The organism is Vulcanococcus sp. Clear-D1, assembly GCF_014654725.1.
In the GTDB taxonomy this organism is placed as follows: Bacteria; Cyanobacteriota; Cyanobacteriia; order PCC-6307; family Cyanobiaceae; genus Vulcanococcus.
The window spans coordinates 101,068-120,607 of the sequence record NZ_JACVZV010000038.1 but is presented as its reverse complement, the minus strand read 5'-3'; the positions used below and the strand labels follow the sequence as shown (position 1 = coordinate 120,607).

General features: G+C 66.0%; 21 protein-coding genes. 10 read left to right on the top strand and 11 right to left on the bottom strand.

Going from position 1 to position 19,540, the window contains the following annotated elements; genetic code table 11:
- Window positions 1–301: 301 nt before the first annotated feature.
- Both H9532_RS15365 and H9532_RS15360 read right to left on the bottom strand, forming a co-directional pair.
- On the bottom strand, window positions 302–511 hold the full coding sequence (locus tag H9532_RS15365; RefSeq protein ID WP_296370164.1) for an acetyltransferase: 210 nt from the start codon (window positions 509–511) through the stop codon (window positions 302–304).
- A gap of 80 nt (window positions 512–591) precedes the next feature.
- On the bottom strand, window positions 592–1,038 hold the full coding sequence (locus tag H9532_RS15360) for a tryptophan-rich sensory protein (protein ID WP_296370161.1): 447 nt from the start codon (window positions 1,036–1,038) through the stop codon (window positions 592–594).
- Between the two features lie 281 nt (window positions 1,039–1,319).
- Here H9532_RS15360 and psbA point away from each other — a divergent pair, with 281 nt between their 5' ends.
- Together psbA and H9532_RS15350 are read left to right on the top strand one after the other, a co-directional pair.
- Entirely contained in the window at window positions 1,320–2,375 is a 1,056-nt protein-coding gene (gene psbA / locus H9532_RS15355) for a photosystem II q(b) protein (protein WP_296370158.1), read from the top strand.
- 122 nt (window positions 2,376–2,497) lie between these two features.
- Window positions 2,498–2,686, top strand: coding sequence for a hypothetical protein (locus H9532_RS15350; RefSeq protein WP_296370157.1), 189 nt, complete (start codon window positions 2,498–2,500; stop codon window positions 2,684–2,686).
- Here H9532_RS15350 and chrA read toward each other — a convergent pair.
- The 3 genes from chrA to H9532_RS15335 all read right to left on the bottom strand — a co-directional run bounded on the left by chrA (window position 2,633) and on the right by H9532_RS15335 (window position 5,751).
- A complete protein-coding gene (gene chrA, locus H9532_RS15345) occupies window positions 2,633–3,967 on the bottom strand; it encodes a chromate efflux transporter (RefSeq protein WP_296370155.1) in 1,335 nt (444 codons plus the stop codon). The genes H9532_RS15350 and chrA overlap by 54 nt on opposite strands.
- 35 nt (window positions 3,968–4,002) lie before the next feature.
- On the bottom strand, window positions 4,003–4,914 hold the full coding sequence (locus H9532_RS15340) for a fatty acid desaturase (protein ID WP_296370153.1): 912 nt from the start codon (window positions 4,912–4,914) through the stop codon (window positions 4,003–4,005).
- A 99-nt stretch (window positions 4,915–5,013) separates the two neighbouring features.
- Entirely contained in the window at window positions 5,014–5,751 is a 738-nt protein-coding gene (locus H9532_RS15335; protein ID WP_296370151.1) for an MBL fold metallo-hydrolase, read from the bottom strand.
- Between the two features lie 81 nt (window positions 5,752–5,832).
- On the opposite strand from H9532_RS15335, the gene H9532_RS15330 reads away from it, so the two are divergent.
- Entirely contained in the window at window positions 5,833–7,515 is a 1,683-nt protein-coding gene (locus H9532_RS15330) for an FAD-dependent oxidoreductase (RefSeq protein WP_296370149.1), read from the top strand.
- Here H9532_RS15330 and H9532_RS15325 read toward each other — a convergent pair.
- On the bottom strand, window positions 7,454–7,819 hold the full coding sequence (locus H9532_RS15325) for an AbrB family transcriptional regulator (RefSeq protein WP_296370148.1): 366 nt from the start codon (window positions 7,817–7,819) through the stop codon (window positions 7,454–7,456). The genes H9532_RS15330 and H9532_RS15325 overlap by 62 nt on opposite strands.
- Window positions 7,820–7,913: 94 nt before the next feature.
- On the opposite strand from H9532_RS15325, the gene H9532_RS15320 reads away from it, so the two are divergent.
- Entirely contained in the window at window positions 7,914–9,701 is a 1,788-nt protein-coding gene (locus H9532_RS15320) for an FAD-binding domain-containing protein (RefSeq protein WP_296370146.1), read from the top strand.
- Window positions 9,702–9,722: 21 nt separating this feature from the next.
- Here the strand turns inward: H9532_RS15320 and pgeF are convergent, their stop codons facing one another.
- Genes pgeF through H9532_RS15305 form a run of 3 tightly spaced genes read right to left on the bottom strand, consistent with a single transcriptional unit; the run spans window position 9,723 to window position 12,837 of the window.
- Window positions 9,723–10,538 carry a peptidoglycan editing factor PgeF gene (pgeF, locus tag H9532_RS15315; RefSeq protein WP_296370144.1) on the bottom strand — a complete coding sequence of 272 codons (816 nt, stop codon included), beginning with the start codon at window positions 10,536–10,538 and terminating at the stop codon, window positions 9,723–9,725.
- Window positions 10,539–10,549: 11 nt separating this feature from the next.
- Window positions 10,550–11,470: a Tab2/Atab2 family RNA-binding protein gene (locus H9532_RS15310; RefSeq protein WP_296370142.1), complete on the bottom strand. Its 921-nt coding sequence runs from the start codon at window positions 11,468–11,470 to the stop codon at window positions 10,550–10,552.
- Window positions 11,467–12,837 (bottom strand): S1 RNA-binding domain-containing protein, encoded by a 1,371-nt coding sequence (locus tag H9532_RS15305; protein ID WP_296370140.1) that lies wholly within the window; start codon window positions 12,835–12,837, stop codon window positions 11,467–11,469. Before H9532_RS15305 ends, H9532_RS15310 begins: the two co-directional genes overlap by 4 nt.
- A 74-nt stretch (window positions 12,838–12,911) precedes the next feature.
- Here H9532_RS15305 and H9532_RS15300 point away from each other — a divergent pair, with 74 nt between their 5' ends.
- From H9532_RS15300 to folE, 6 genes are all read left to right on the top strand, one after another.
- On the top strand, window positions 12,912–13,751 hold the full coding sequence (locus H9532_RS15300) for a creatininase family protein (RefSeq protein ID WP_296370138.1): 840 nt from the start codon (window positions 12,912–12,914) through the stop codon (window positions 13,749–13,751).
- 109 nt (window positions 13,752–13,860) lie between these two features.
- On the top strand, window positions 13,861–14,574 hold the full coding sequence (locus H9532_RS15295; protein ID WP_296370137.1) for an aldehyde oxygenase (deformylating): 714 nt from the start codon (window positions 13,861–13,863) through the stop codon (window positions 14,572–14,574).
- A gap of 79 nt (window positions 14,575–14,653) precedes the next feature.
- Window positions 14,654–15,721 (top strand): long-chain acyl-[acyl-carrier-protein] reductase, encoded by a 1,068-nt coding sequence (locus H9532_RS15290; RefSeq protein ID WP_296370134.1) that lies wholly within the window; start codon window positions 14,654–14,656, stop codon window positions 15,719–15,721.
- 57 nt (window positions 15,722–15,778) lie between these two features.
- On the top strand, window positions 15,779–16,768 hold the full coding sequence (locus H9532_RS15285; protein ID WP_296370132.1) for an acetyl-CoA carboxylase carboxyltransferase subunit alpha: 990 nt from the start codon (window positions 15,779–15,781) through the stop codon (window positions 16,766–16,768).
- A gap of 45 nt (window positions 16,769–16,813) precedes the next feature.
- Window positions 16,814–17,545, top strand: coding sequence for an SDR family oxidoreductase (locus tag H9532_RS15280; protein ID WP_296370130.1), 732 nt, complete (start codon window positions 16,814–16,816; stop codon window positions 17,543–17,545).
- Window positions 17,546–17,566: 21 nt separating this feature from the next.
- Window positions 17,567–18,289, top strand: coding sequence for a GTP cyclohydrolase I (gene folE, locus H9532_RS15275; protein WP_296370128.1), 723 nt, complete (start codon window positions 17,567–17,569; stop codon window positions 18,287–18,289).
- Between the two features lie 47 nt (window positions 18,290–18,336).
- On the opposite strand, the gene H9532_RS15270 is transcribed toward folE, so the two are convergent.
- A complete protein-coding gene (locus H9532_RS15270) occupies window positions 18,337–18,858 on the bottom strand; it encodes a hypothetical protein (RefSeq protein WP_296370126.1) in 522 nt (173 codons plus the stop codon).
- Window positions 18,859–18,869: 11 nt separating this feature from the next.
- Window positions 18,870–19,538, bottom strand: coding sequence for a phosphoribosylanthranilate isomerase (locus H9532_RS15265; protein ID WP_296370123.1), 669 nt, complete (start codon window positions 19,536–19,538; stop codon window positions 18,870–18,872).
- Window positions 19,539–19,540 lie beyond the last annotated feature (2 nt).

The following is a 19,540-nucleotide window of genomic DNA, read 5'->3' as shown; positions in this document are numbered from 1 at the left end:
GCGATCCCAGGACCATTGTCCCGCGAATGGCCCTGGTTTTCCAGAGTCTCCTTAGATCAAGCAAACCCAGAAGCACTGAAGAGACCAAATTAATCTAACCGCGACAGATCAGCTTTCGCCGACTGAAAGAGCACCGCTCACCCCCTGACCATCCAACTCACCAGCCTGGGTCGAGTAGCGAAGAGAAGATGCTCCCAAGCGGGAAATAGCCCTCAGATCTACGCCTAGAACTGCGCAAATCAGCAAGCAACTACGACTCCCAAAAGAGAGCAACAACTCAGCCATTCCGGTCAAGAACCGCTTATTGCTTGCTGTAGTGGGGATCGAGCCAGCACCGCGGCAGCGGTTCACCGGAAGGAAAGATCAGATCTGTCTTGAGAAATCGCTCGGGCTCCTGCAGCTCCTCGCCGGCATGGAGACGGCCCTGCAGATGCGTGAGGAAGGGATCAAACAAGGCAGGAAGACTCAACACCTCCATCAAGGAGCCGTCGTGCCGCGTTTTCAGAAACATCGAGCCACCGCTGACGCTGCTCCCGGTTTACCGAGGCGCACGATCATCGGCAGGTCCGGATCCGGGGCATCAGCGGTGCATCAGCGGTTCAGGCGCTGCATCTGCCAGGTCACAAGCGTGCCCACCGGACTCCAAAGCAGGTAGGGAATCAACAACAGGGCCGCGGGTTGCGACGAACCGGCCACCACCAGGGTGAGCGCCACCCCCCAGAGCCAACCAGCCAGGCCCACGGCTGTGCCATTGGCGAGGCGACGGGTTCGGCAGATCAACCAGGTGTAGCTCTGCACCAACACAAGCAACAGCAGATAGCCCACCATCAATCCCCAACTGCTGGTCCGGTTCCACACCAACAGCGACGAGGCATAGAAGCAGCCATAGATGCCCAACCAGATCAGTGGGATCCATCCCTCAAAGCTGAGCCAACGCGGCCGGCGGAGGCGCAGAAACCAGGTGAACTCCTCCCGGCTCGGCATGATCACCACCACCAGGGTGCCGATCACCAGCAGGATCACGATCGCGGCGGTCATCGAGGGGAAGCAACTGCTCCAGCCTGATCACGCCAGCCACTGTGCGCAGGACCCGCCTGCACCGATCGGCTGCAGTGCCGCTGCAAGGTGGTGGCAGGGAGCCCGGCACCAGCTGAAACCGGCCAGCCTGAATGCGGCGCAACGAGCCATGGACTGATCCGGTCCTCTGACACAGCACGCAGCCACCTCAGGATCAGCGTCTCGTTGCACCGCACTGCACGCAGCACCCGCCCCGCCAGCGCATAGAGATCGTCGGGGCGTGTGTCATCACACCAATCGCCATGACAAGCCTTTCTTCTGCGGCCAGGAGTCATCCCTGGCGCCTATTCCGTGCATGGATCACCAACACCGGCAACCGCATCTACATCGGTTGGTTCGGTGTGCTGATGATTCCTTGCCTGCTCACGGCCACGATCGTGTTCGCCATGGCCTTCGTGGCCGCACCGTCGGTGGATGTCGATGGCATCCGCGAACCGGTGAGCGGTTCGCTCCTAGGGGGCAACAACTTGATCAGCGCGGCCGTGGTGCCGAGCTCGAATGCCATCGGGCTGCACTTCTATCCCCTATGGGAAGCCTCCAGCGTGGAGGAGTGGCTCTACAACGGCGGCCCCTATCAGCTGATCGTGTTCCACTTCCTGATCGGAATCACAGCCTGGATGGGTCGCCAATGGGAACTCAGCTACCGGCTGGGCATGCGCCCTTGGATTGCCGTGGCCTACTCCGCCCCCTGGGCCGGAGCGATGGCCGTGTTGTTGGTGTATCCCCTGGGGCAAGGAGCGTTTGCCGATGGCATGCCTCTCGGCATCTCCGGCACCTTCCATTTCATGTTCGTGCTGCAGGCTGAGCACAACGTGCTGATGCACCCGCTGCACATGCTCGCTGTAGCCGGCAGCTTCGGCGGTGCATTTCTGGCGGCACTGCATGGCTCGCTGGTGAGCAGCAGCCTGATTCGTGAAACCACCGAGGAAGAATCGATCAACCGGGGCTATCTGTTTGGCCAGAAAGAACCCACCTACAACATCGTGGCTGCCCACGCCTACATGGGCCGCTTGATCATGCCCTATGCCACCACCGACAACAGCCGCAGGGTGCATGCCCTGCTCGCCGCCTGGCCGGTGATCGGCATCTGGTGTTCAGCCCTAGCCGTGGTGAGCTTTGCCTTCAATCTCAATGGCTTCAACTTCAACCATGCCGTGCTCGATCATCAAGGTCGCGTGATTCCCACCTGGGCCGATGTGCTCAACCGCGGCAACCTTGGCATCGAGGCCATGCACGAGCGCAACGCTCACCAATTCCCCCTCGATCTGGCAGCACAGCCAGCTCCGGGGCAAGGCTGAGCCAGATCAAGCGAACCACAGCTCGCGGCACTGTGCGCAACAACAGCGGCACTCCTGCAGCATCAGCAGCCCGATGTTGCCCAGACCATCTACAGCTGGATCACCCAATCTGAGGCCAGCTGATGGCAGCCTTCATCACGCTTGAACTCACGGCCCAGGAGCTGCAGCTGTTGCGCAACACCATCCGGGCGCGCCGCATCTATGAGCCCTGCCAACACAGCCTGGCGCGGGGCATCTGGCAACCCTGGATGGCCCCTTTACTGGACAAGCTCAGCCAAGCCGAAGCGCAGCACGCCCAACAGGGCTGCTGAACCGATGAGCGGCAGCACCCCCCAGCGCTGCCGCAGCAACAACCACAGCGCCGCCAGCACCAGCAACGCCGCCGTGGCATCGAGGTGGCCAGCTGGCAGCAGCACCGGCAGTACGAACCACACCGCCAGGCTGGCAATCACGCCCACCAGTGCCGCCATGATCGCGGTGAGCGGCGCCGTGAAGCGTTGATCGCCGCGGCTCGCCTCCACCAGTGGCGCCCCCACCAGGATGAACCCGAACGACGGCAGAAAGGTGAACCACACGGTGACGGCCGCTGCCGCCCAACCGCCCACACCCGTGCTCCACCCGCCCATGAAGCCCACGAAGGCGAGCACCATGATCAGCGGCCCCGGCGTGGTTTCCCCCAGAGCCAGACCATCCAACATCTGACTGGCCGAGAGCCAGCCGTGCTGCTCCACGGCTCCCTGGGCCACATACGGCAGCACGGCATAGGCGCCGCCGAAGCTCACCAGCGCCACCTGGCTGAAGAACCGCGCCATCAGCGCCAGCGAACCATCCCACCCCCCCAGCCGCACCAAAGCCGCCAGCGGAGCAAACGTCGCCAGTCCCCAAGCCAAGAGCGTGAGCAACATGCCGCGGCCGCTGAAGCGGGCATGGGCAGGGGTGGGGGTGTGATCGCCATGCAGTGGCGCCAGGCCGGCCACAGCGAGATCGACAGAAACCTCGGCAGCTGGCGCAGCGCTCGTCTCGGCTGCAGCAGGCAAGATCCAGCGCGGCCGCCAACGACCCGCAAGCCAACCCACCAGGGCCGCGCCCAACACCAGCACGGGGTAGGGCAAGGCAGAGGCCAGCAAAAGCACAAAGGCCACGGCTGCCAGCAGTGCATGCAGGGGGGTGCGCAACGTGCGCCGCGCTAGGCGCCAGGCCGCCACCACCACCATCGCCAGCACCACCGGCTTGAGTGCCGCAAACACTGAAGCCAGCAGCGGCCAGCTGCCCCACACGGCGTAGAGCCAGGCCAGGGCACTGATCAGCAGCGCGGAGGGCAACAGGAAGAGTGCGCCGGCGATCAGTGCGCCGGGCCAGCCATGCATCAACCAACCCAGATAGGTGGCCAGCTGGGTGGCCTCCGGCCCGGGCAACAACATGCAGAAATTCAGGGCATGCAGATAGCGGCGCTCGCTCAGCCAGCGCCGCTGCTCCACCAGCTCCCGGTGCAGGAGCGCAATCTGGCCGGCGGGCCCGCCAAAACTCACCCAGCCCAGCTGCCACCAGAAGCGGCTCGCCTCCAGCAAGCTCACGCTGCGATCCAGACCCATGGCGCGGAACTGCTGGCCGCATCAGTCTGGCGAGGTCAGCCGAGCTGTTTCAGCGCTTCGCCATAGCCCTGGCACCACGGCAACGGCGGGTAGCCATGGGCCCGCAACACCACCTGCAGGCGCGCGGTGGCCTGCGGCAAGCGGCCCGTGGCAATCGCCGGGAAGGCATGGTGAGCGCTGTGATGTGGCAATCCCCCCAGCCAGCCATTGAGCCAGTTGGGAACGGCAACCGTGCGGGAGCCATACAACTGGCTGAGCAACGGATGGGATTGCGGTTGCCAGAGGTGCCAGTGCTCGATGGCACCCCGCAGTTGCAGCAGTGCCCCTGCCACCCGCTCCACCACCAGCCAGCCCAGGGCATAGGCCACCAGGTGGCCGTGCTGGATCACCAGCAGCAGGATCAACGCCTGCACCAGCACAATCCCGAGCCCATCGAGCAGCAGGGCTCGGCGCAGAGCCGGGTGCTGCGCCTGGAGCCGCAACGCCTCCTGCAGGGTGCGCAGGATCAAACCGGCACCGCCCGCCAGCACCAGCCGCCGCCAGCTCCCGGGCTGCTGGTGCTGGATGCGCTCGGGGTCGCGCTGGTCGCGCCCATTCCAGCGGTGATGCAAGCGATGCAACAGCCGATAGGTGAACCAAGGCCAGGCCATCGGCCAGCTGATCAGTGCCGCCAGCACCAGCTCAAGCCGCGGCCGGCCCAGCAGGGTGCCGTGGCAGGCCTCGTGCGTTGCAATCAGCAGCAGCGTTTCGGCCACGGCCACCAGCAGGGCTGCCGCCAGGCGCAGGGGCCAGGCCTGAAGCTGCCAAAAGCCGATTCCGCCAGCAGCCAGCAGGGCGAGCAACACGAGCAGGCGTCCCCAGGCTGGTGGGATCGGCCTGGCTTGCAGATCAACCACCGCAGCATGGAGATCCCGGATCAGGGGGCGCAGCGCAACCGGATCAGGCATCAGGGGCAGGAACAACGCAGCCACCGTATGGAGCGCAAGCCGCCGCAATGCCGGGTGCGGCAAAGCTGCAGCATTGGCTCAGAGCAGGGGCCGGCAGGCTTAATCGGCCGCAGCCAAGGCGTAGCGCTGACCCACCTTGGGGTCGATCAGCTCGCTGCCAGCCGGCATGGCGGCTGCCGCGGTAGCCGTACTGCCCTTCATCCACAACAGCCGGGTGAGCAGTCCGCTGAAGGTCACATCACCCCCCGCCGTGCTCGCGAGCACCGTGCGCGGTGAGAAGCGCTCCAGCAACTGCGGCAGCACGGTCTGGCCGCGCACAAACGCGCCCGCCACCGGCAGGCCCAGGTCCACCACCGGCGTGATCACGGCATCGAGAGAGCGGGCCGGCAGATCGGGGCTGAGGTAGCCGTGCGGCTCGAGATACAGCGACCCCGCTGGATGCTCCAGCAGGTAGCCGTTCTCCACCTGCGGCACCGGGGCACCGGCCGTAGCGGTAATCAGCAGCTCGCCGCGGCGGCAGTGCTCGCCGGGCCGCAAGGCGCTCACCGATTCAAAGCCGAGGCTGCGCACCTTCGCTGCGGCCGACACCGATCCCACCACCGGCAGCGAGCGCGGCAGCAGCTGCAGGGTTTCGGGATGAGCGTGATCGTCGAGCCCTTGGGTCAAGAGCAAGAGATCGAGATCCTCCGGCACCGGCTGGCTGACCGGCAGCTGGCCTTCGAAAAACCAGGCCCCAGGTGGGAAGCGCAGCGCTCCGGTGAGCCACGGATCCACCAGAACCCTCACACCGCCCAGCTCCAGCAGCCAGCCGTTGGCCCCGAAGTAGGTGGCGTACATGGGCGCTGCAACAACGAGATCGACCCTAAACAGCACCGCAGCACGGGTGCTGGAATGCAGAACAGGCGAGCGAGTGTGCTGATGCTGCGGCTCAACGAACTGAAGCTGCCGCTCGACCACGAGCCCGAAGCGATCGGCGAGGCCCTCTGCCGCCGGTTGAAGCTGGCACCTGAACAGCTGCTGGAGCCGCCACGGGTGGTGAAGCGCAGCGTGGATGCGCGCCGCAAGAGCACGATCCAGCTGGCCTACAGCGTGGAATTCGGCCTCGAACCGGCTCAGGAGCAGCGGCTGCTCAAACGCTTCGGGCGCGATCCGCACCTGCAACCCGCTCCTGACACCACCTATCAGCTCGTGGCTCAGGCACCAGCTGACGCCGATCTGCCGCGGCCGGTGGTGGTGGGAGCTGGCCCCTGCGGCTACTTCTGCGCCTTGCTGCTGGCCCAGATGGGCTTAAAGCCCTTGCTGTTGGAGCGGGGCAAGCCGGTGAAGGAGCGCAGCGCCGACACCTTCGGCTTCTGGCAGGGCAAACGCCCGTTCAACCCGGAATCCAACGCCCAGTTCGGCGAAGGCGGCGCCGGCACCTTTTCCGACGGCAAGCTCTACAGCCAGGTGCGCGATCCACGCCATCTGGGCCGCAAGGTGCTCGAGGAACTGGTGGCGGCGGGTGCCAATCCCGAGATCCTGGTGTTACACCACCCCCACATCGGCACCTTCAAGCTGGCCACGGTGGTGCGAGGCCTGCGGGCGCAGATCACCGCTCTCGGGGGTGAGATCCACTTCGAGAGCCGCGTGGATCGGCTGGAGCTCAACCCTGAAGACCACTCGGTTCGCGGCGTGACCCTCGCCGATGGGCGCTTCATCGCCGCCCAGCAGGTGGTGATGGCGGTGGGCCACAGCGCCCGCGACAGCTTTGCGATGCTCCAGGCGCAGGGCGTGGCGATGGAGCGCAAACCGTTTTCGGTGGGCTTCCGCATCGAGCACCCCCAACCGCTGATCGATGCCGCGCGCTGGGGCAGCTGCGCCGGCCACCCGCAGCTGGGAGCTGCGGAGTACAAGCTGGTGCACCACGCCAGCAATGGCCGCTGCGTCTACAGCTTCTGCATGTGCCCAGGCGGCCTGGTGGTGGGGGCCACTTCAGAACCCGGGCGGGTGGTAACCAACGGCATGAGCCAGCACTCCCGCAATGAGCGCAATGCCAACAGCGGCATCGTGGTGAACATCGAGCCCGAGGATGTAGAGCCCTACGGCAACGGCCCCGCCGATCCGCTGGCTGGAGTGGCCTTCCAGCGGCACTGGGAATCGCGGGCCTACGCCCTGGGCGGCGAAACATTTGCCGCTCCCGGCCAACGCCTCAGTGACTTTCTGGCGGGCCGCAGCAGCACTGCCACCGGCAGTGTGCAGCCGTCCTATGCACCTGGGGTCACGCTCACGGATCTGAGCAGTGCGCTACCGGATTACGCGATCGCAGCCCTGCGCGAAGCGCTGCCGGCGTTCAACAGCAAAATCGCCGGCTATGCCATGGACGACGCGATGCTCACGGGGGTGGAGACGCGCACCTCATCGCCCGTGCGCTTGCCTCGCAATGAACAGCTGGAGAGCACCAACACCCCCGGGCTCTATCCAGCGGGAGAGGGTGCCGGCTTTGCAGGCGGCATCCTCTCTGCTGCGATGGATGGCATCCGCGTGGCGGAAGCCGTTGGCCTCACTCTTCTTCGTCGGCAGCACCGAGAGGTGCCAGGCGAATCTGCTTGCGGCCCAGCTTGATTTCAAACTCGTCGCCGGGCTTGAGATCCAGCAGAGCGGTGTAAGCCTTGCCCACCATCAGGTTGCCGTTGAACTGCACCTTGGTGGTGAAGCTCAATTTGCGGCCACCCTTACCCACCTTGCCGGTCGTGCCGCCAAACTCCACGCCTTTGGCATTGAGCAGTGCTTCGTAGAAGGCCGTGAAGTTGAGACGCTCGGAGCCATCCTTCTTCGTGGACACATAGCCGCAGGCCCGAACGATGTCGGACTTGCTCACATCGCCAAGCTCTTTGACCTTGGCGAGAAGATCTGCTCCTGTGAGCATCAGATTGTTAGTTATGCAACATTTGCATTATCGCATCGCACCCGAGGCCCTGCAACCAGACTGCGAAGCTCCTCTCGCCGGCCAGTGAGACGCCATGGCGTGCACGGTGGTGTGGTTCCGGCGCGATTTGCGTCTGAGCGACCACGCAGCCCTCAGCCAAGCCAGCCGCCGCGGAGCTGTGCTGCCGGTGTTCGTGCTGGATCGGGATCTGCTGTTTCACCCCGAAACGGCCGTAGCCCGGGTGGCGTTCATGCTCGAGTGCCTGCGGGCACTCGATGCTGAGCTACGCCAACGCGGCGGTCGTCTGCTGATCCGCAGCGGCGATCCAGCTGATGTGCTGCTGCAGCTCGTGCGCGCCAGTGGCGCCAACGGCGTGATCGCGCACACCGACAGCGAACGCCTGGTGGGCCGGGTGCGCGATGCCCGCGTCAGCCGCGCTCTGGCCGCGCATCGCATTCCGCTGCACTGGGTGGAGCCCGCCGGAGCCACCGGCGAGCTGATGAACTACAGCCACTGGAGCCGCCAGTGGCATCAGGCCATGGCCAACCCCGCCCTAGCGGCACCGGAGCGGCTGGTGGTGCCAGCCCCCTCTGAGGCACTGCCCGATCTGCCGGTGCCGAACCTCAACGAGCTGGGCCTGCGCCCCGATGCCAAGCCGATCCCCGCCGGTGGCAGCGCCGCTGCCCTGCAGCGGCTCGAACAGTTCTGCGAAGGCTCCGCCTCGCGCAGCTACTACTGGGAGCTGAGCTACCCCTCCGCCAAGGTCACCACCGGGCTGAGCCCCTATCTGAAATTCGGGGTGATCACCCCGCGCCAGTGCCTGCAACGGCTGGCCTGGCTGCTGCCCCGCAGCGGCGGCGAAGGCGGGCGACGCGATCCTCGCAGCCGCAGCGCCGTGCAACTGGCCAGCCGCCTGCGCTGGGGCTGCGCCATCCACCAACGCTTCCGCTACCTGCCGCAACTGGAGTTGAGCGCGCTCTGGAGCCCGCTCGAGGGCGGCAGCTTGGCCGGGGGAAGCAGCACAGGCCCCCATGCAGCGGGGCTGAGCTCAGATCAGGCCGCCGGGGGACTGACAGCTGAACAAGAAGAGCTCTACGCCGCCTGGCGCGAAGGCCGCACAGGGTTCCCGATCGTGGATACCGCAGCTCGCTGCCTGCGAGCACAAGGGGGCTGGCTGGAACTCAATTTCCGCAGCCGCGCCATCTACGCCAGCTTCCTCTCCAATCTCTGCGGCATCGACTGGCGCTTCGGGGCCCTGCACTACATGCGCCACCTGATCGATGGCGATTGCCCGATCGATCACTACCAATGGGCGATGCAGGCGGGCGTGACGTACCACGGAAGCAAGGCGTGGACGCGGATCTACCACCCGGGGCAGGTGGCGGTGGATCGCTGCGACCCCCAGGGGCTGTTCATCCGCCGCTGGCTGCCGGAACTGCGGGGCCTCACCAACGACCAACTCGGGGCCCCGCCCGCCATGGCCGACTACCCCGCACCGGTGCTCGATTACGAACGCTCACGCCGGCTGCGCCTGGAGTCGTTGGAACAGCAACGCCTCCGGATCGGAGACGTTGAAGCTGCCATGGCTCGCCTTCCGAGACATCTCCATCCCTTTGGCTACCAGCGCATTGCAGGCTGCGATGTGGCCTGGGCGGATCTCTGGGCCAGCCAGCCACCCTCCGCCCTTCAACCCAGCGCCGTGGATCTCGAACGACTGGATCCAGCGGGCTGGAAAGCCCTGCTCAGCTGGTTCAGCGGCACCAGCCGTACAACCGGCACCAGCCACCCCCGTGGAAGCCGCTCCCGGAGCCGCCGGGCGCAGGAGAGTCCAGGGCAGCTCAGCCTGAATCTGGAGTTCGCCCTCGATCCTGAGAGCCGCTGAGCCCAAACGGCCCCTACCCGTTCAGCTGGGCAGCTGCTGCGACACGATGCCGCTCCACTGCACCGCCTTCACCTGATCGCGGCGCCAGGAGTGGAACAGCAGCTCCTCCTCCACCGTGCACAGCGGGCACACGCTGATCTGCCCGGACGGCACACCGGCCGATTCCAGTTGGCGGCGTGTGGCGGCGCGGATATCGAGGCGACAGCGGCCGGGTTCGGGGTCGCTCAGCAGCGCGCCGCAGCGCTCCAGCTCTGCCATGGCATCTGCACGGCCATCAGCCATGGGCAGCGCATCCGCCACCTGCTGGGCCACGCTGAGTTCCACCTGATAACGCTCGCCGCTAACGGCCGGGCCAAGTGCCACCAACAGATCACTCCGGCGGCAGCCTGCGGCCTCCAGCTGCGCCATCGCCTGCAACAGAATGCCGCCCGCCACCCCGCGCCAGCCGGCATGGCAGGCCGCCACACGGCCACTGAGCGGATCGGCGATCAACACCGGCGTGCAGTCGGCACCGCACACCCAGAGGCTCTGGCCACCGGCATCGCTCACCAGACCATCGGCTTCCGGCCAGGGTTCAGCGCAAGCAGCACTGGCCGGAAGCACCAGGGCGCTGTGTACCTGCTTGGGGCGATGCACACTCACGCCCGCGCTCACATACCCGGCCAGCACCTCAGGCCCGCGGCCCTGCCACTGGCGGGTGAAGAAGCCGTGCTCAAAGCCCGCGAGTAGATCTGCCTGGAGGTAGTAGCCGCCGTAGCAGCCGATCCAGGTCCACCCCTCCAGCAGATTGAAGCGGGAATCAGGGCGATCGAAAGGGGGATCAACGGCTTCCGCCATGGTCCGCTTCCTCAGGCGTCGGGGAGATCGCGCAGCACCCAGAAGCCATCGAAGCCGTTTTGGGCCTCGCTGCTCTGCACCGCCAGAAACTGCACACCCCCCACCTGCTCGCGGGCCGCGCGGAAGGCCTGGGCGGCGGCTTTGGCCTCCTCGGGCTCCAGGTTGCCGAGCAGCCAGCGATCTTCCAGGCCGGCCTCCAGCACCAACTGGTTGCCGCTCACCTCCAGGCGCACCGGCTCAAGGCCGGCAATCCAGCCAGCAATCGCCAGGGAGCGGGTAGCACTGAACAGGCGCAGGCCGCTCACCATGGCGTCGTCGTCGCCGGTGCCAGCGAGAGGCACCAGACCGGCAAAGCTCACATCCCACTCCGCCGCTTCCCGCAGGGCCCCGAGGGGAAGCGAAGCCCAGCTCCAGCGATCGCCGCGGGCGGCCTCCGGCAGAGGCACCGCCACCGGCTGAATCGGCAGGGGGGCGGGCGCCAGGGGCCCAGCCATGTAGCCCTCCTCAGCGGGATACACCGTGGCCTGGCGCTCCTGCAGCCACTCCACCAGGGCGTAGCAGCGGCGGCTGGGGATCAACTCCAGGCTCAGCTGCTCAGCAGCGCGCTGCACCATCGTGCGCATCGAGGCGCGCCAGCAACGCAGCTTGCGGGGGGCGGCATAGCCCTCCCGGGCTGCCTGCTCCATGGCCTGTTCCAGGGTCTGCTTGAGCCACTGCGAATTCACGCTGGAGGCCGAGCAGTTCTGCACAAAGCGGAACCCCTGGCCTGCAGCGCCATCGATGGGAGTGCTGCAGATCAGCAGCTCCCAGCGCTTCTTGCCATCGGCCTCGAGGATCGGGCGGGAGTAGTAATCGAGCTCCCAGTCGGCCTGCAGCGGGGGCTGGGCGGCGGGCCCGGCGTTGGATCGCGCTTCCTCGGTGGCCTGACTCATCCGGCGCTTTGTTCCTGCTGGCGCAGCACGCTACGAGCACGGTTGGCCCGATCGGCGGCTTCGGCCATCACCTTGTCGCGATCGATGAGGAGTTCACCGGGCTGACCCTCCAGCAGGGCCGTGTTCAGGGCGATGCGGCCGCGGCCGGGATCGAGCTCGGTGATCAGGGCCTTCACCCGATCGCCTTGGCCGAACACCTCGCGCAGATCGCGCAGTTGGCCACCGGTGATCGACGACTGGTGCAGCAGACCACTGATGCCGCCCAGGTCCACGAACAGGCCGTAGGGCTTGATCGACACCACCTGCCCTTCCACCAGCTGACCCACCTCCAGGTTCTGGAAGATTGCGGCAGTGGCGGCCTTCTTCTCGGAGAGCACCAGCTTGCGGGTCTCGGGGTTCACCTCGAGGAAAGCCACACCCAGGGTCTTGCCCACCAGTGCTTCGTGGTTCTCGCCCTCCTGCAGCTGGGAGCGGGGGATGAAGCCGCGCAGGCCCTCCACATCAGCGGTCACGCCGCCGCGGTTGAAGCCATTCACCTTCACCTGCAGCACCTTGCCCTCCTTCTCGAGCAGGCGCACCTTCTCCCAGCTCTGGCGCAGGGCCAGGGCGCGGGCGCTCACGGTCACCATGCCGTCGGCGTTCTGCTCACGGGTCACCAGCACCTCCACCTGGGTGCCGCGGGGGAAGCGCTCCTTGAGGTTGGTAATCACCCCAAGGCCGCACTCCTTCTTCGGCATGAAGCCGGGGGCCTTGCCACCGATATCCACATACACGCCATCGCTCTCGAGGCCCACCACGGTGCCGATGGCCACTTCGCCGGTGGTGCCCACGAACTCCTGCTCATCGAGAGCCGCCAAGAAGGCGTCGGCATCGAAATCGAAGTCGTCCACGGTGCGGGAGGGCACGGCGGCGCGCTCCGGCTGCGGGGTTGCGGAGCGCGAACCAGCCGCTGCAGCGCGACCACCGCGGCGATCGCGCTTGTCGTCAGGGCCGAGCAGATCGGCCATGGAGAGCCCCTCGAAGCCGCTCATGTCGAACAGCTCGTCGTCACCACCGGGGTTGCGGGCGGGGGCGGCAGGGGAGCTGGGCCGTTGCGGGGCCACAGGGGCCTCACCGCGGGAGGCGCGCACGGCGTCCTCGAGTTCAGCGGCGCGTTGCACAGCGGCTTCGGCGGCAGCGCGGGCTTCAGCGGCCTGGCGCTCGAGCTGCAGCTGCTCTTCTTTTTTATTGATCTGCAGCACCTGGGGGGGCTTGCGGGCCGGCGCGCCCCCCACCGGCGGCCGCGGGGAGGCCGGGGGCACTGGGCGCGGCGACTGAACTTGCTTGGCCGAAGGCTGGGAGGGCTGCTGGTTGCCAGTACCGGCCATGAAACAAGCACAGATGCACAGCGCCACACTGTAGTGAGCCCCCCTCAGCCCACCCCTCTCGCGAGACGCCGCCCATGCAGCGCATCCGCTCAACCGGCAGCCGGCGGCTCGAGCAGCTCGCCTGGCCGCAGCTGGTGCAGGCTGCCTCTCAGCCAGGCAGCACTGTGGTGTGGCCCTTCGGCGCCTTCGAGCAACACGGTCCGCAGCTGCCCCTGGGCACCGATGCCCTGTTTGCCGACCGCCTGCTCGATGCGGTGCTGGAGGGGTTGGCGCCGGAGCTGCCGATCTGGCGCCTGCCACCCCAGAGCCTGGGCTTCTCCCCCGAGCACCTCAGCTTCAAGGGCAGCTTGAGCCTGCCGGCGGAACTGCTGATCCGCCAGATCGAGGTGATCGGAGCGCAACTGGCGGATGCAGGGTTCGAGCGGCTCGTGCTGTTCAACGGCCACGGCGGCCAGATCGCACTGCTGCAAGTGGCTGCCCGCCAACTGCGGGCCAACCGGCCGGAACTGGCCGTACTGCCCTGTTTCCTCTGGAGCGGCCCTGAAGGCGTTGGGGAGCTGATCCCTGAGCCGGAACGCAGCCAGGGGCTGCACGCGGGCCTGGCCGAAACCAGCCTGATGCTGCACCTGGCGCCTGATCTGGTGGGCGCGGAGCGCCCCGTGGATGGGCTGCTGCAGGAGCCACCGCCGCCGGGCTGGAGCCTGGAGGGCGCTGTGCCGGAGGCCTGGCTCACCACCGACCTCTCCAGCTCAGGCGTGGTGGGCGACAGCCGGGGAGCCTCAGCCGAGCTGGGGGCAGCCCTGGAGGAGCGACTGGTGAGCGGTTGGCAGGCGCTGCTCACAGCTCTGCTCCGCAGCTCCTGGCCGCCAGGGGCAGCCAGGCCAGCGGGGGAGCGCGGCCGATCCAGCAGCTGATCCAAGCCTGGATCCGGATCAACGCAGGTGCTCAAAAGCTTTCAGAAGCCCAACTACACCCGCAGGAGATGGTTACAGTCGACTCCATTGCGATGTGGATCAGGTAGCCATGGCGACCCTTGAAGCCCCGGAACTCGGCACCGAAACCGGCAACCTGCCCGATTTCACCACCGAGACCTACAAGGACGCCTACAGCCGTATCAACGCGATCGTGATCGAGGGCGAACAGGAAGCCCACGACAACTACATCGCCATCGGCACCCTGCTGCCTGATCAGGCCGAGGAGCTCACCAAGCTGGCCCGCATGGAGCTCAAGCACATGAAGGGCTTCACCGCTTGCGCCAACAACCTCGGCGTGACCGCCGACATGGCCTTCGCCAAGGAGTTCTTTGCTCCACTGCACAACAACTTCACCACCGCCCTCGAGGCCGGCAAGGTTCCCACCTGCCTGCTGATCCAGGCCCTGCTGATTGAGGCGTTTGCCATCTCGGCGTATCACATCTATATCCCTGTTGCCGACCCCTTCGCCCGCAAGATCACCGAAGGCGTGGTGAAAGACGAATACACCCACCTCAACTACGGGCAGGAGTGGCTCAAGGCCAATCTCGAGAGCTGCCGTGAGGAGCTGGAGCAGGCCAACCGCGACAACCTGCCCCTGATTCGCCGCATGCTGGATCAGGTGGCCGCCGATGCCGCTGTCCTGCACATGGATAAGGAGGATCTGATCGAAGATTTCCTGATCGCCTACCAGGAAGCCCTCACCGAAATCGGTTTCAGCACCCGCGAGATCGCTCGCATGGCCGCCGCCGCCCTGGTGGGCTGAGCATCGCCAGCCTCAAACCGGCGTTGCCCTTTAATCGGGTGACTTCCAGGCCGGTGTGTCACCAGGAGCATCTGCACGCATGTTTGGTCTGATCGGTCACTCCAGCAGCTTCGCCCAGGCCCAGGAAAAGGCCCGCGAGCTGGGACTCCAGGAGATGGCCGAGGCCGACATGCTGGCTTGGTGCTCCGCACCGCCCCAGCTGCTGGAAACCTTCCAGGTGACCAGCCGCACCGGCAAGACGATCGAGGGCACCTACATCGACTCCTGCTTTGTGCCGGAGATGCTGAGCCGTTTCAAAACGGCCACCCGCAAGGTGCAGAACGCCATGGAGATGGCCCAGAAGCAGGGCATCAACGTAACGGCCCTGGGCGGGTTCACCTCAATCATTTTCGAGAACTACGACCTCTCGAAGTTCCAGCAGATCCGCAACACCACCCTCGAGTGGCAGCGCTTCACCACCGGCAACACCCACACCGCCTGGGTGATCTGCCAGCAGGTGGAGCGCAATGCGCCGCTGCTCGGGATCGATCTGAGCCAGGCCAAGGTGGCCGTGGTGGGCGCCACCGGCGACATCGGCAGCGCCGTGTGCCGCTGGCTCAGCCAAAAAACGGGTGTGGGTGAGCTGCTGCTCGTGGCCCGCCAGCAGCAGCGCCTGCAAGACCTGCAAACCTCCCTGGGCGGCGGCACGATCCTCAGCCTTGAGGAAGCCTTACCCCAAGCCGATGTGGTGGTGTGGGTGGCCAGCCTCCCCCAGACCCTCAGCATCGATCACGACAGCCTGCGCAAGCCCTGCCTGATGATCGATGGCGGCTATCCGAAGAACCTCGACGCCAAGGTGGCGGGCGATGGGGTGCACGTGCTCAAGGGCGGCATCGTGGAGTTCTGGCAGGACATCGGCTGGCAGATGATGGAAGTGGCTGAGATGGAAAACCCCAAGCGCCAGCTCTTCGCTTGCTTTGCCGAAGCAATGCTGCTGGAATTTGAGGGAATCCACACCAACTTCAGCTGGGGGCGCAACAACATCTCGCTGGCCAACATGGAACTGATCGGCAATGCCTCGCTGCGCCACGGCTTCCAGGCCATCGGACTCAACCCTGCTCAACTGAGCCGAGCAGCCCAGGGCGGAGTGCAACTGGCGGCGGCCTGAGCCCCGTCCACCCAGCTCCACGCCCTCTCAGCCCAGCCCAGCCTCTCTCCTGCTGCCATGGCCCGCCGTCCGCTGCTTGATTTCGAGAAACCTCTGGTGGAGCTGGAGGAGCAGATCGAGCAGATCCGCCAGCTGGCCAAGGATTCTGAAGTGGATGTGAGCCAGCAGCTGCTGCAGCTGGAAACCCTGGCGGCACGCCGGCGCGAGGAGATCTTCACCAACCTCAGCCCGGCCCAGAAGATCCAGGTGGCGCGCCACCCCCAGCGCCCCAGCACGCTCGACTACATCCAGGTGGTCACCGATGAATTCATCGAGCTGCATGGCGATCGCCGCGGCAACGATGACCAGGCCCTGGTAGGTGGCGTCGGCCGCATCGGTGATCAGGGGGTCGTGCTGCTGGGCCACCAGAAGGGGCGCGACACCAAGGAAAACGTGGCGCGCAATTTCGGCATGGCCTCACCGGGTGGCTACCGCAAAGCGATGCGGCTGATGGAGCACGCCGATCGCTTCCGCCTGCCGATCTTCTCCTTCATCGACACCCCCGGTGCCTATGCCGGCCTCACGGCTGAAGAGCAGGGCCAGGGTGAAGCGATCGCGGTGAATCTGCGCGAGATGTTCCGCCTGCGGGTGCCGATCGTGGCCACCGTGATCGGCGAGGGCGGCTCCGGCGGCGCCCTCGGCATTGGCGTGGCCGATCGCCTGCTGATGTTCCAACACAGCGTCTACACCGTGGCCAGCCCCGAAGCTTGTGCCTCCATCCTCTGGCGCGATGCCGGCAAAGCACCGGTGGCCGCCGAGGCGCTGAAGATCACCGCCCCGGATCTCCAGAAGCTGGGCATCATCGACGACATCATCCCCGAGCCCTCCGGTGGCAACCATTGGGCGCCGCGCCAGGCGGCGGAAACGCTGAAAGCAGCTTTGCTGCGCCACCTCGGCGAGCTGCAGTCCCTCGGCGAAACCGAACTCACCGACCAGCGCTACGCCAAGTTCCGGCGCATGGGCCGCTTCCTCGAAGCCGGACAACAAGACGCCAGCCTCAGCTCTTAAGGTTTCCTTTCGTTTCGTGGACGGCCGCCTGGTGGTCCAGCCCGTTTGACCGCCAGTTCCACCCGTTCATCTCCCACCGCTTTGATCACCGGTGCCTCGCGGGGCATCGGTGCGGCAGCAGCCAGGGCCTTTGCCCAGGCCGGCTATCACCTGCTGCTGGTGGCACGCTCCCAAGCCGACCTCGACACCCTCGCCACCGAATTGCGCGGCCACGGGCAGCGGGTGGAGACGGCTGCCGTGGATCTGTCAGATCCGGGCGCCATTGCGCCTGGCCTGAAGGAGCTGCTGAACCGCGGGCTGAGCCCGAACGTGGTGATCAACAATGCCGGCGCGGCCTACACCGGCAACCTGGCGGAAATGCCACTGGATCGCTGGCAGTGGCTGCTGCAGCTCAATCTCACCAGCGTGTTTCAGGTGTGCCAGTCGGTGCTCCCGGCGCTGCGCCAGGAAGGCGGCCAGATCATCAATGTGAGCAGCCACGCTGCCCGCAACGCCTTTCCCGAGTGGGGTGCCTACTGCACCACCAAAGCGGCCCTGGCTTCCTTCAGCCGGTGCCTGGCGGAAGAGGAGCGCCAGCACGGCATCCGCATCTCCACGCTCACGCTCGGTGCGGTTAATACGCCCCTCTGGGACAGCGAAACGGTCCACAGTTCCTTTGATCGCCGTGCCATGCTTGCCCCAGAACGCGTGGCCGAGGCGCTGCTGTCTCTGGCCCAGCAACCTGCCTCCCAAGTCGCGGAGGACATCACCCTCATGCCCGCCGCTGGCGTTCTCTGATTCGCCGCGCGGGATTTATCCATGACTTCCACTCTTCCTTCAAGCGTTTCCGGCCAGCTGGCTCCCGTGAGCCGCCGCATTCGCGATCGTCTTGAAGCGACTGGCGTTCCCTACCTCGCCAACGACAACATCGCTGATCATCTCGCCGAGGGCGAGCTCGAACAGCTCGAAATTGAGGTGGCCGGCAAGGTACGTGAGCTGCTGCGCAGCCTCGTGATCGATATCGACAACGACCACAACACTGAAGAAACAGCCGAGCGCGTAGCTCGGATGTATCTGCACGAAGTGTTCAAAGGCCGCTATCACGAGCAGCCGAAGATCGCCAGCTTCCCCAACGTGAAGAAGCTGGATGAGATCTACACCGTGGGGCCGATCACGGTGCGCTCCGCCTGCTCCCACCACCTGGTTCCCATCCTCGGCAATTGCTGGATTGGGATCAAACCGGGTGATCGTGTGATCGGCCTGTCGAAGTTCTCCCGTGTGGCGGATTGGGTGTTCTCACGCCCCCACATCCAAGAAGAAGCGGTGATGATCCTTGCTGATGAAATTGAGCGCCTGTGTGAACCTCAGGGCCTGGCAATTCTGGTGAAGGCCCAGCACTACTGCATGAAGTGGCGCGGCGTGAAAGAACCCCAAACCAGCATGGTGAATTCTGTCGTGCGCGGCGATTTCCGCCACGACCCCAGTCTCAAGGCTGAATTCTTCGAGCTGGTCAAGCAGCAGGAATCACTCCTGCTGCACTGACTTCGCGGCACTGACTTTCGCGGCGCTGAAGCCCGTTGCGCTGGTTACTACGGCTGTACCGGGCCAACCGGCTGAGACGCCACGCGTTTCACCGTGCCGTTGTCGTTGACCACGGCCACCACCATCACGCTTTGGCCGATATCCACCGGCGCAGGCACGTAGGTGGTGCCGTTGGCACCTTCAATCAACACCCAACTGCGCTGCCCAGGCTTGAGCCGGTACCAGTGGTAGTTCGCTGTCGGCAGCGCGGCCTGGGCATCAGCCACAGCTGTCGCGGTGAGGGCAGCACCCACAACAGCGTTGCCCTCGAGCACCAGCTGTTGCAAGCCGTTGATGCGCTGCTGCACGACGCCCTCGAGCTGGATATCCGTGGAGATCTGCTGTTGCAGCTGCTCGATCTGCAGCTGCGGGCTCTCATCCACCCCGGGTACGCACTGGAGCGTGGCGCCCACCAGCCGGCATCCCACCAGATCCTGCGCCTGAAGCGGGAGCGACGCCGCGATCACGGCAGCCGCGGCCGGCAGCGCCAAACGCAGCGTGTGGGGAGACAGGGCAAGGAACAAGGGCATGTGAGAGGCCTTCAGTTGGCCCGATCCTGCCGGAATGCGGCCACAGCAGCCACGAGTTGCGCCACCCGATCGAGATCCTTATCACCCGGAGCACGCTCCACGCCGCTGGAGGCATCCACCCCTACTGGCGGTGAGGCCTGAAGCGTCTGAAGCGCGGCGGGCACTCGCTCCGCTGTGATGCCGCCTGCCAGCCACCAGGGCAGCGCCGGCCGGAAACCCTCCAACCATTCGATCGGAATGCGGTGGCCGGTGCCGCCCAACTGATCGGGCACCCAGGCATCCAGCAAGAGGGCATCCACCACGGAGGCGTAGGCCGCGGCCCGCTCCAGATCGGCCTGGCTGCGAATGCGCAGGGCCTTCCAGAGGATCAGCTCAGGGCCGAGCTGATCGCGCAGTTCAGCGCAACGCTCGGGCGTTTCGCCGCCATGCAGTTGCAGCACCTGATGGCCGGCCGCAGGCCCCAAGTGCGGCAGCTCAGCTGCGGCGGGATCCGCCACCACCAGGACGCCCAGGCACCCCGGGCGTGCCGCACCCACTGCCTCAAACAGGGCCCGCCGATGTTCCGGGGCCAGCCAGCGCGGCGACTGTGGCACGCCAATCACACCGATGGCATCGGCTCCGAGGGCCGCTACCGCAGCGGCCTGTTGGGCTGAGCGGAGCCCGCACACCTTCAGCAGCATGG

Bases quoted from the DNA above. Each gene is read 5' to 3' on its own strand.
- H9532_RS15265 (WP_296370123.1), bottom strand. From the start codon at position 19,538: ATGCTGCTGAAGGTGTGCGGGCTCCGCTCAGCCCAACAGGCCGCTGCG.
- H9532_RS15320 (WP_296370146.1), top strand. From the start codon at position 7,914: ATGGCGTGCACGGTGGTGTGGTTCCGGCGCGATTTGCGTCTGAGCGAC.
- H9532_RS15285 (WP_296370132.1), top strand. From the start codon at position 15,779: ATGGCCCGCCGTCCGCTGCTTGATTTCGAGAAACCTCTGGTGGAGCTG.
- H9532_RS15300 (WP_296370138.1), top strand. From the start codon at position 12,912: ATGCAGCGCATCCGCTCAACCGGCAGCCGGCGGCTCGAGCAGCTCGCC.
- H9532_RS15325 (WP_296370148.1), bottom strand. From the start codon at position 7,819: ATGCTCACAGGAGCAGATCTTCTCGCCAAGGTCAAAGAGCTTGGCGAT.
- pgeF (WP_296370144.1), bottom strand. From the start codon at position 10,538: ATGGCGGAAGCCGTTGATCCCCCTTTCGATCGCCCTGATTCCCGCTTC.
- H9532_RS15365 (WP_296370164.1), bottom strand. From the start codon at position 511: ATGTTTCTGAAAACGCGGCACGACGGCTCCTTGATGGAGGTGTTGAGT.
- H9532_RS15340 (WP_296370153.1), bottom strand. From the start codon at position 4,914: ATGCCTGATCCGGTTGCGCTGCGCCCCCTGATCCGGGATCTCCATGCT.
- H9532_RS15290 (WP_296370134.1), top strand. From the start codon at position 14,654: ATGTTTGGTCTGATCGGTCACTCCAGCAGCTTCGCCCAGGCCCAGGAA.
- H9532_RS15330 (WP_296370149.1), top strand. From the start codon at position 5,833: ATGCTGCGGCTCAACGAACTGAAGCTGCCGCTCGACCACGAGCCCGAA.
- H9532_RS15360 (WP_296370161.1), bottom strand. From the start codon at position 1,038: ATGACCGCCGCGATCGTGATCCTGCTGGTGATCGGCACCCTGGTGGTG.
- H9532_RS15295 (WP_296370137.1), top strand. From the start codon at position 13,861: ATGGCGACCCTTGAAGCCCCGGAACTCGGCACCGAAACCGGCAACCTG.
- H9532_RS15335 (WP_296370151.1), bottom strand. From the start codon at position 5,751: ATGTACGCCACCTACTTCGGGGCCAACGGCTGGCTGCTGGAGCTGGGC.
- psbA (WP_296370158.1), top strand. From the start codon at position 1,320: ATGACAAGCCTTTCTTCTGCGGCCAGGAGTCATCCCTGGCGCCTATTC.
- H9532_RS15350 (WP_296370157.1), top strand. From the start codon at position 2,498: ATGGCAGCCTTCATCACGCTTGAACTCACGGCCCAGGAGCTGCAGCTG.
- H9532_RS15305 (WP_296370140.1), bottom strand. From the start codon at position 12,837: ATGGCCGGTACTGGCAACCAGCAGCCCTCCCAGCCTTCGGCCAAGCAA.
- chrA (WP_296370155.1), bottom strand. From the start codon at position 3,967: ATGGGTCTGGATCGCAGCGTGAGCTTGCTGGAGGCGAGCCGCTTCTGG.
- H9532_RS15270 (WP_296370126.1), bottom strand. From the start codon at position 18,858: ATGCCCTTGTTCCTTGCCCTGTCTCCCCACACGCTGCGTTTGGCGCTG.
- folE (WP_296370128.1), top strand. From the start codon at position 17,567: ATGACTTCCACTCTTCCTTCAAGCGTTTCCGGCCAGCTGGCTCCCGTG.
- H9532_RS15310 (WP_296370142.1), bottom strand. From the start codon at position 11,470: ATGAGTCAGGCCACCGAGGAAGCGCGATCCAACGCCGGGCCCGCCGCC.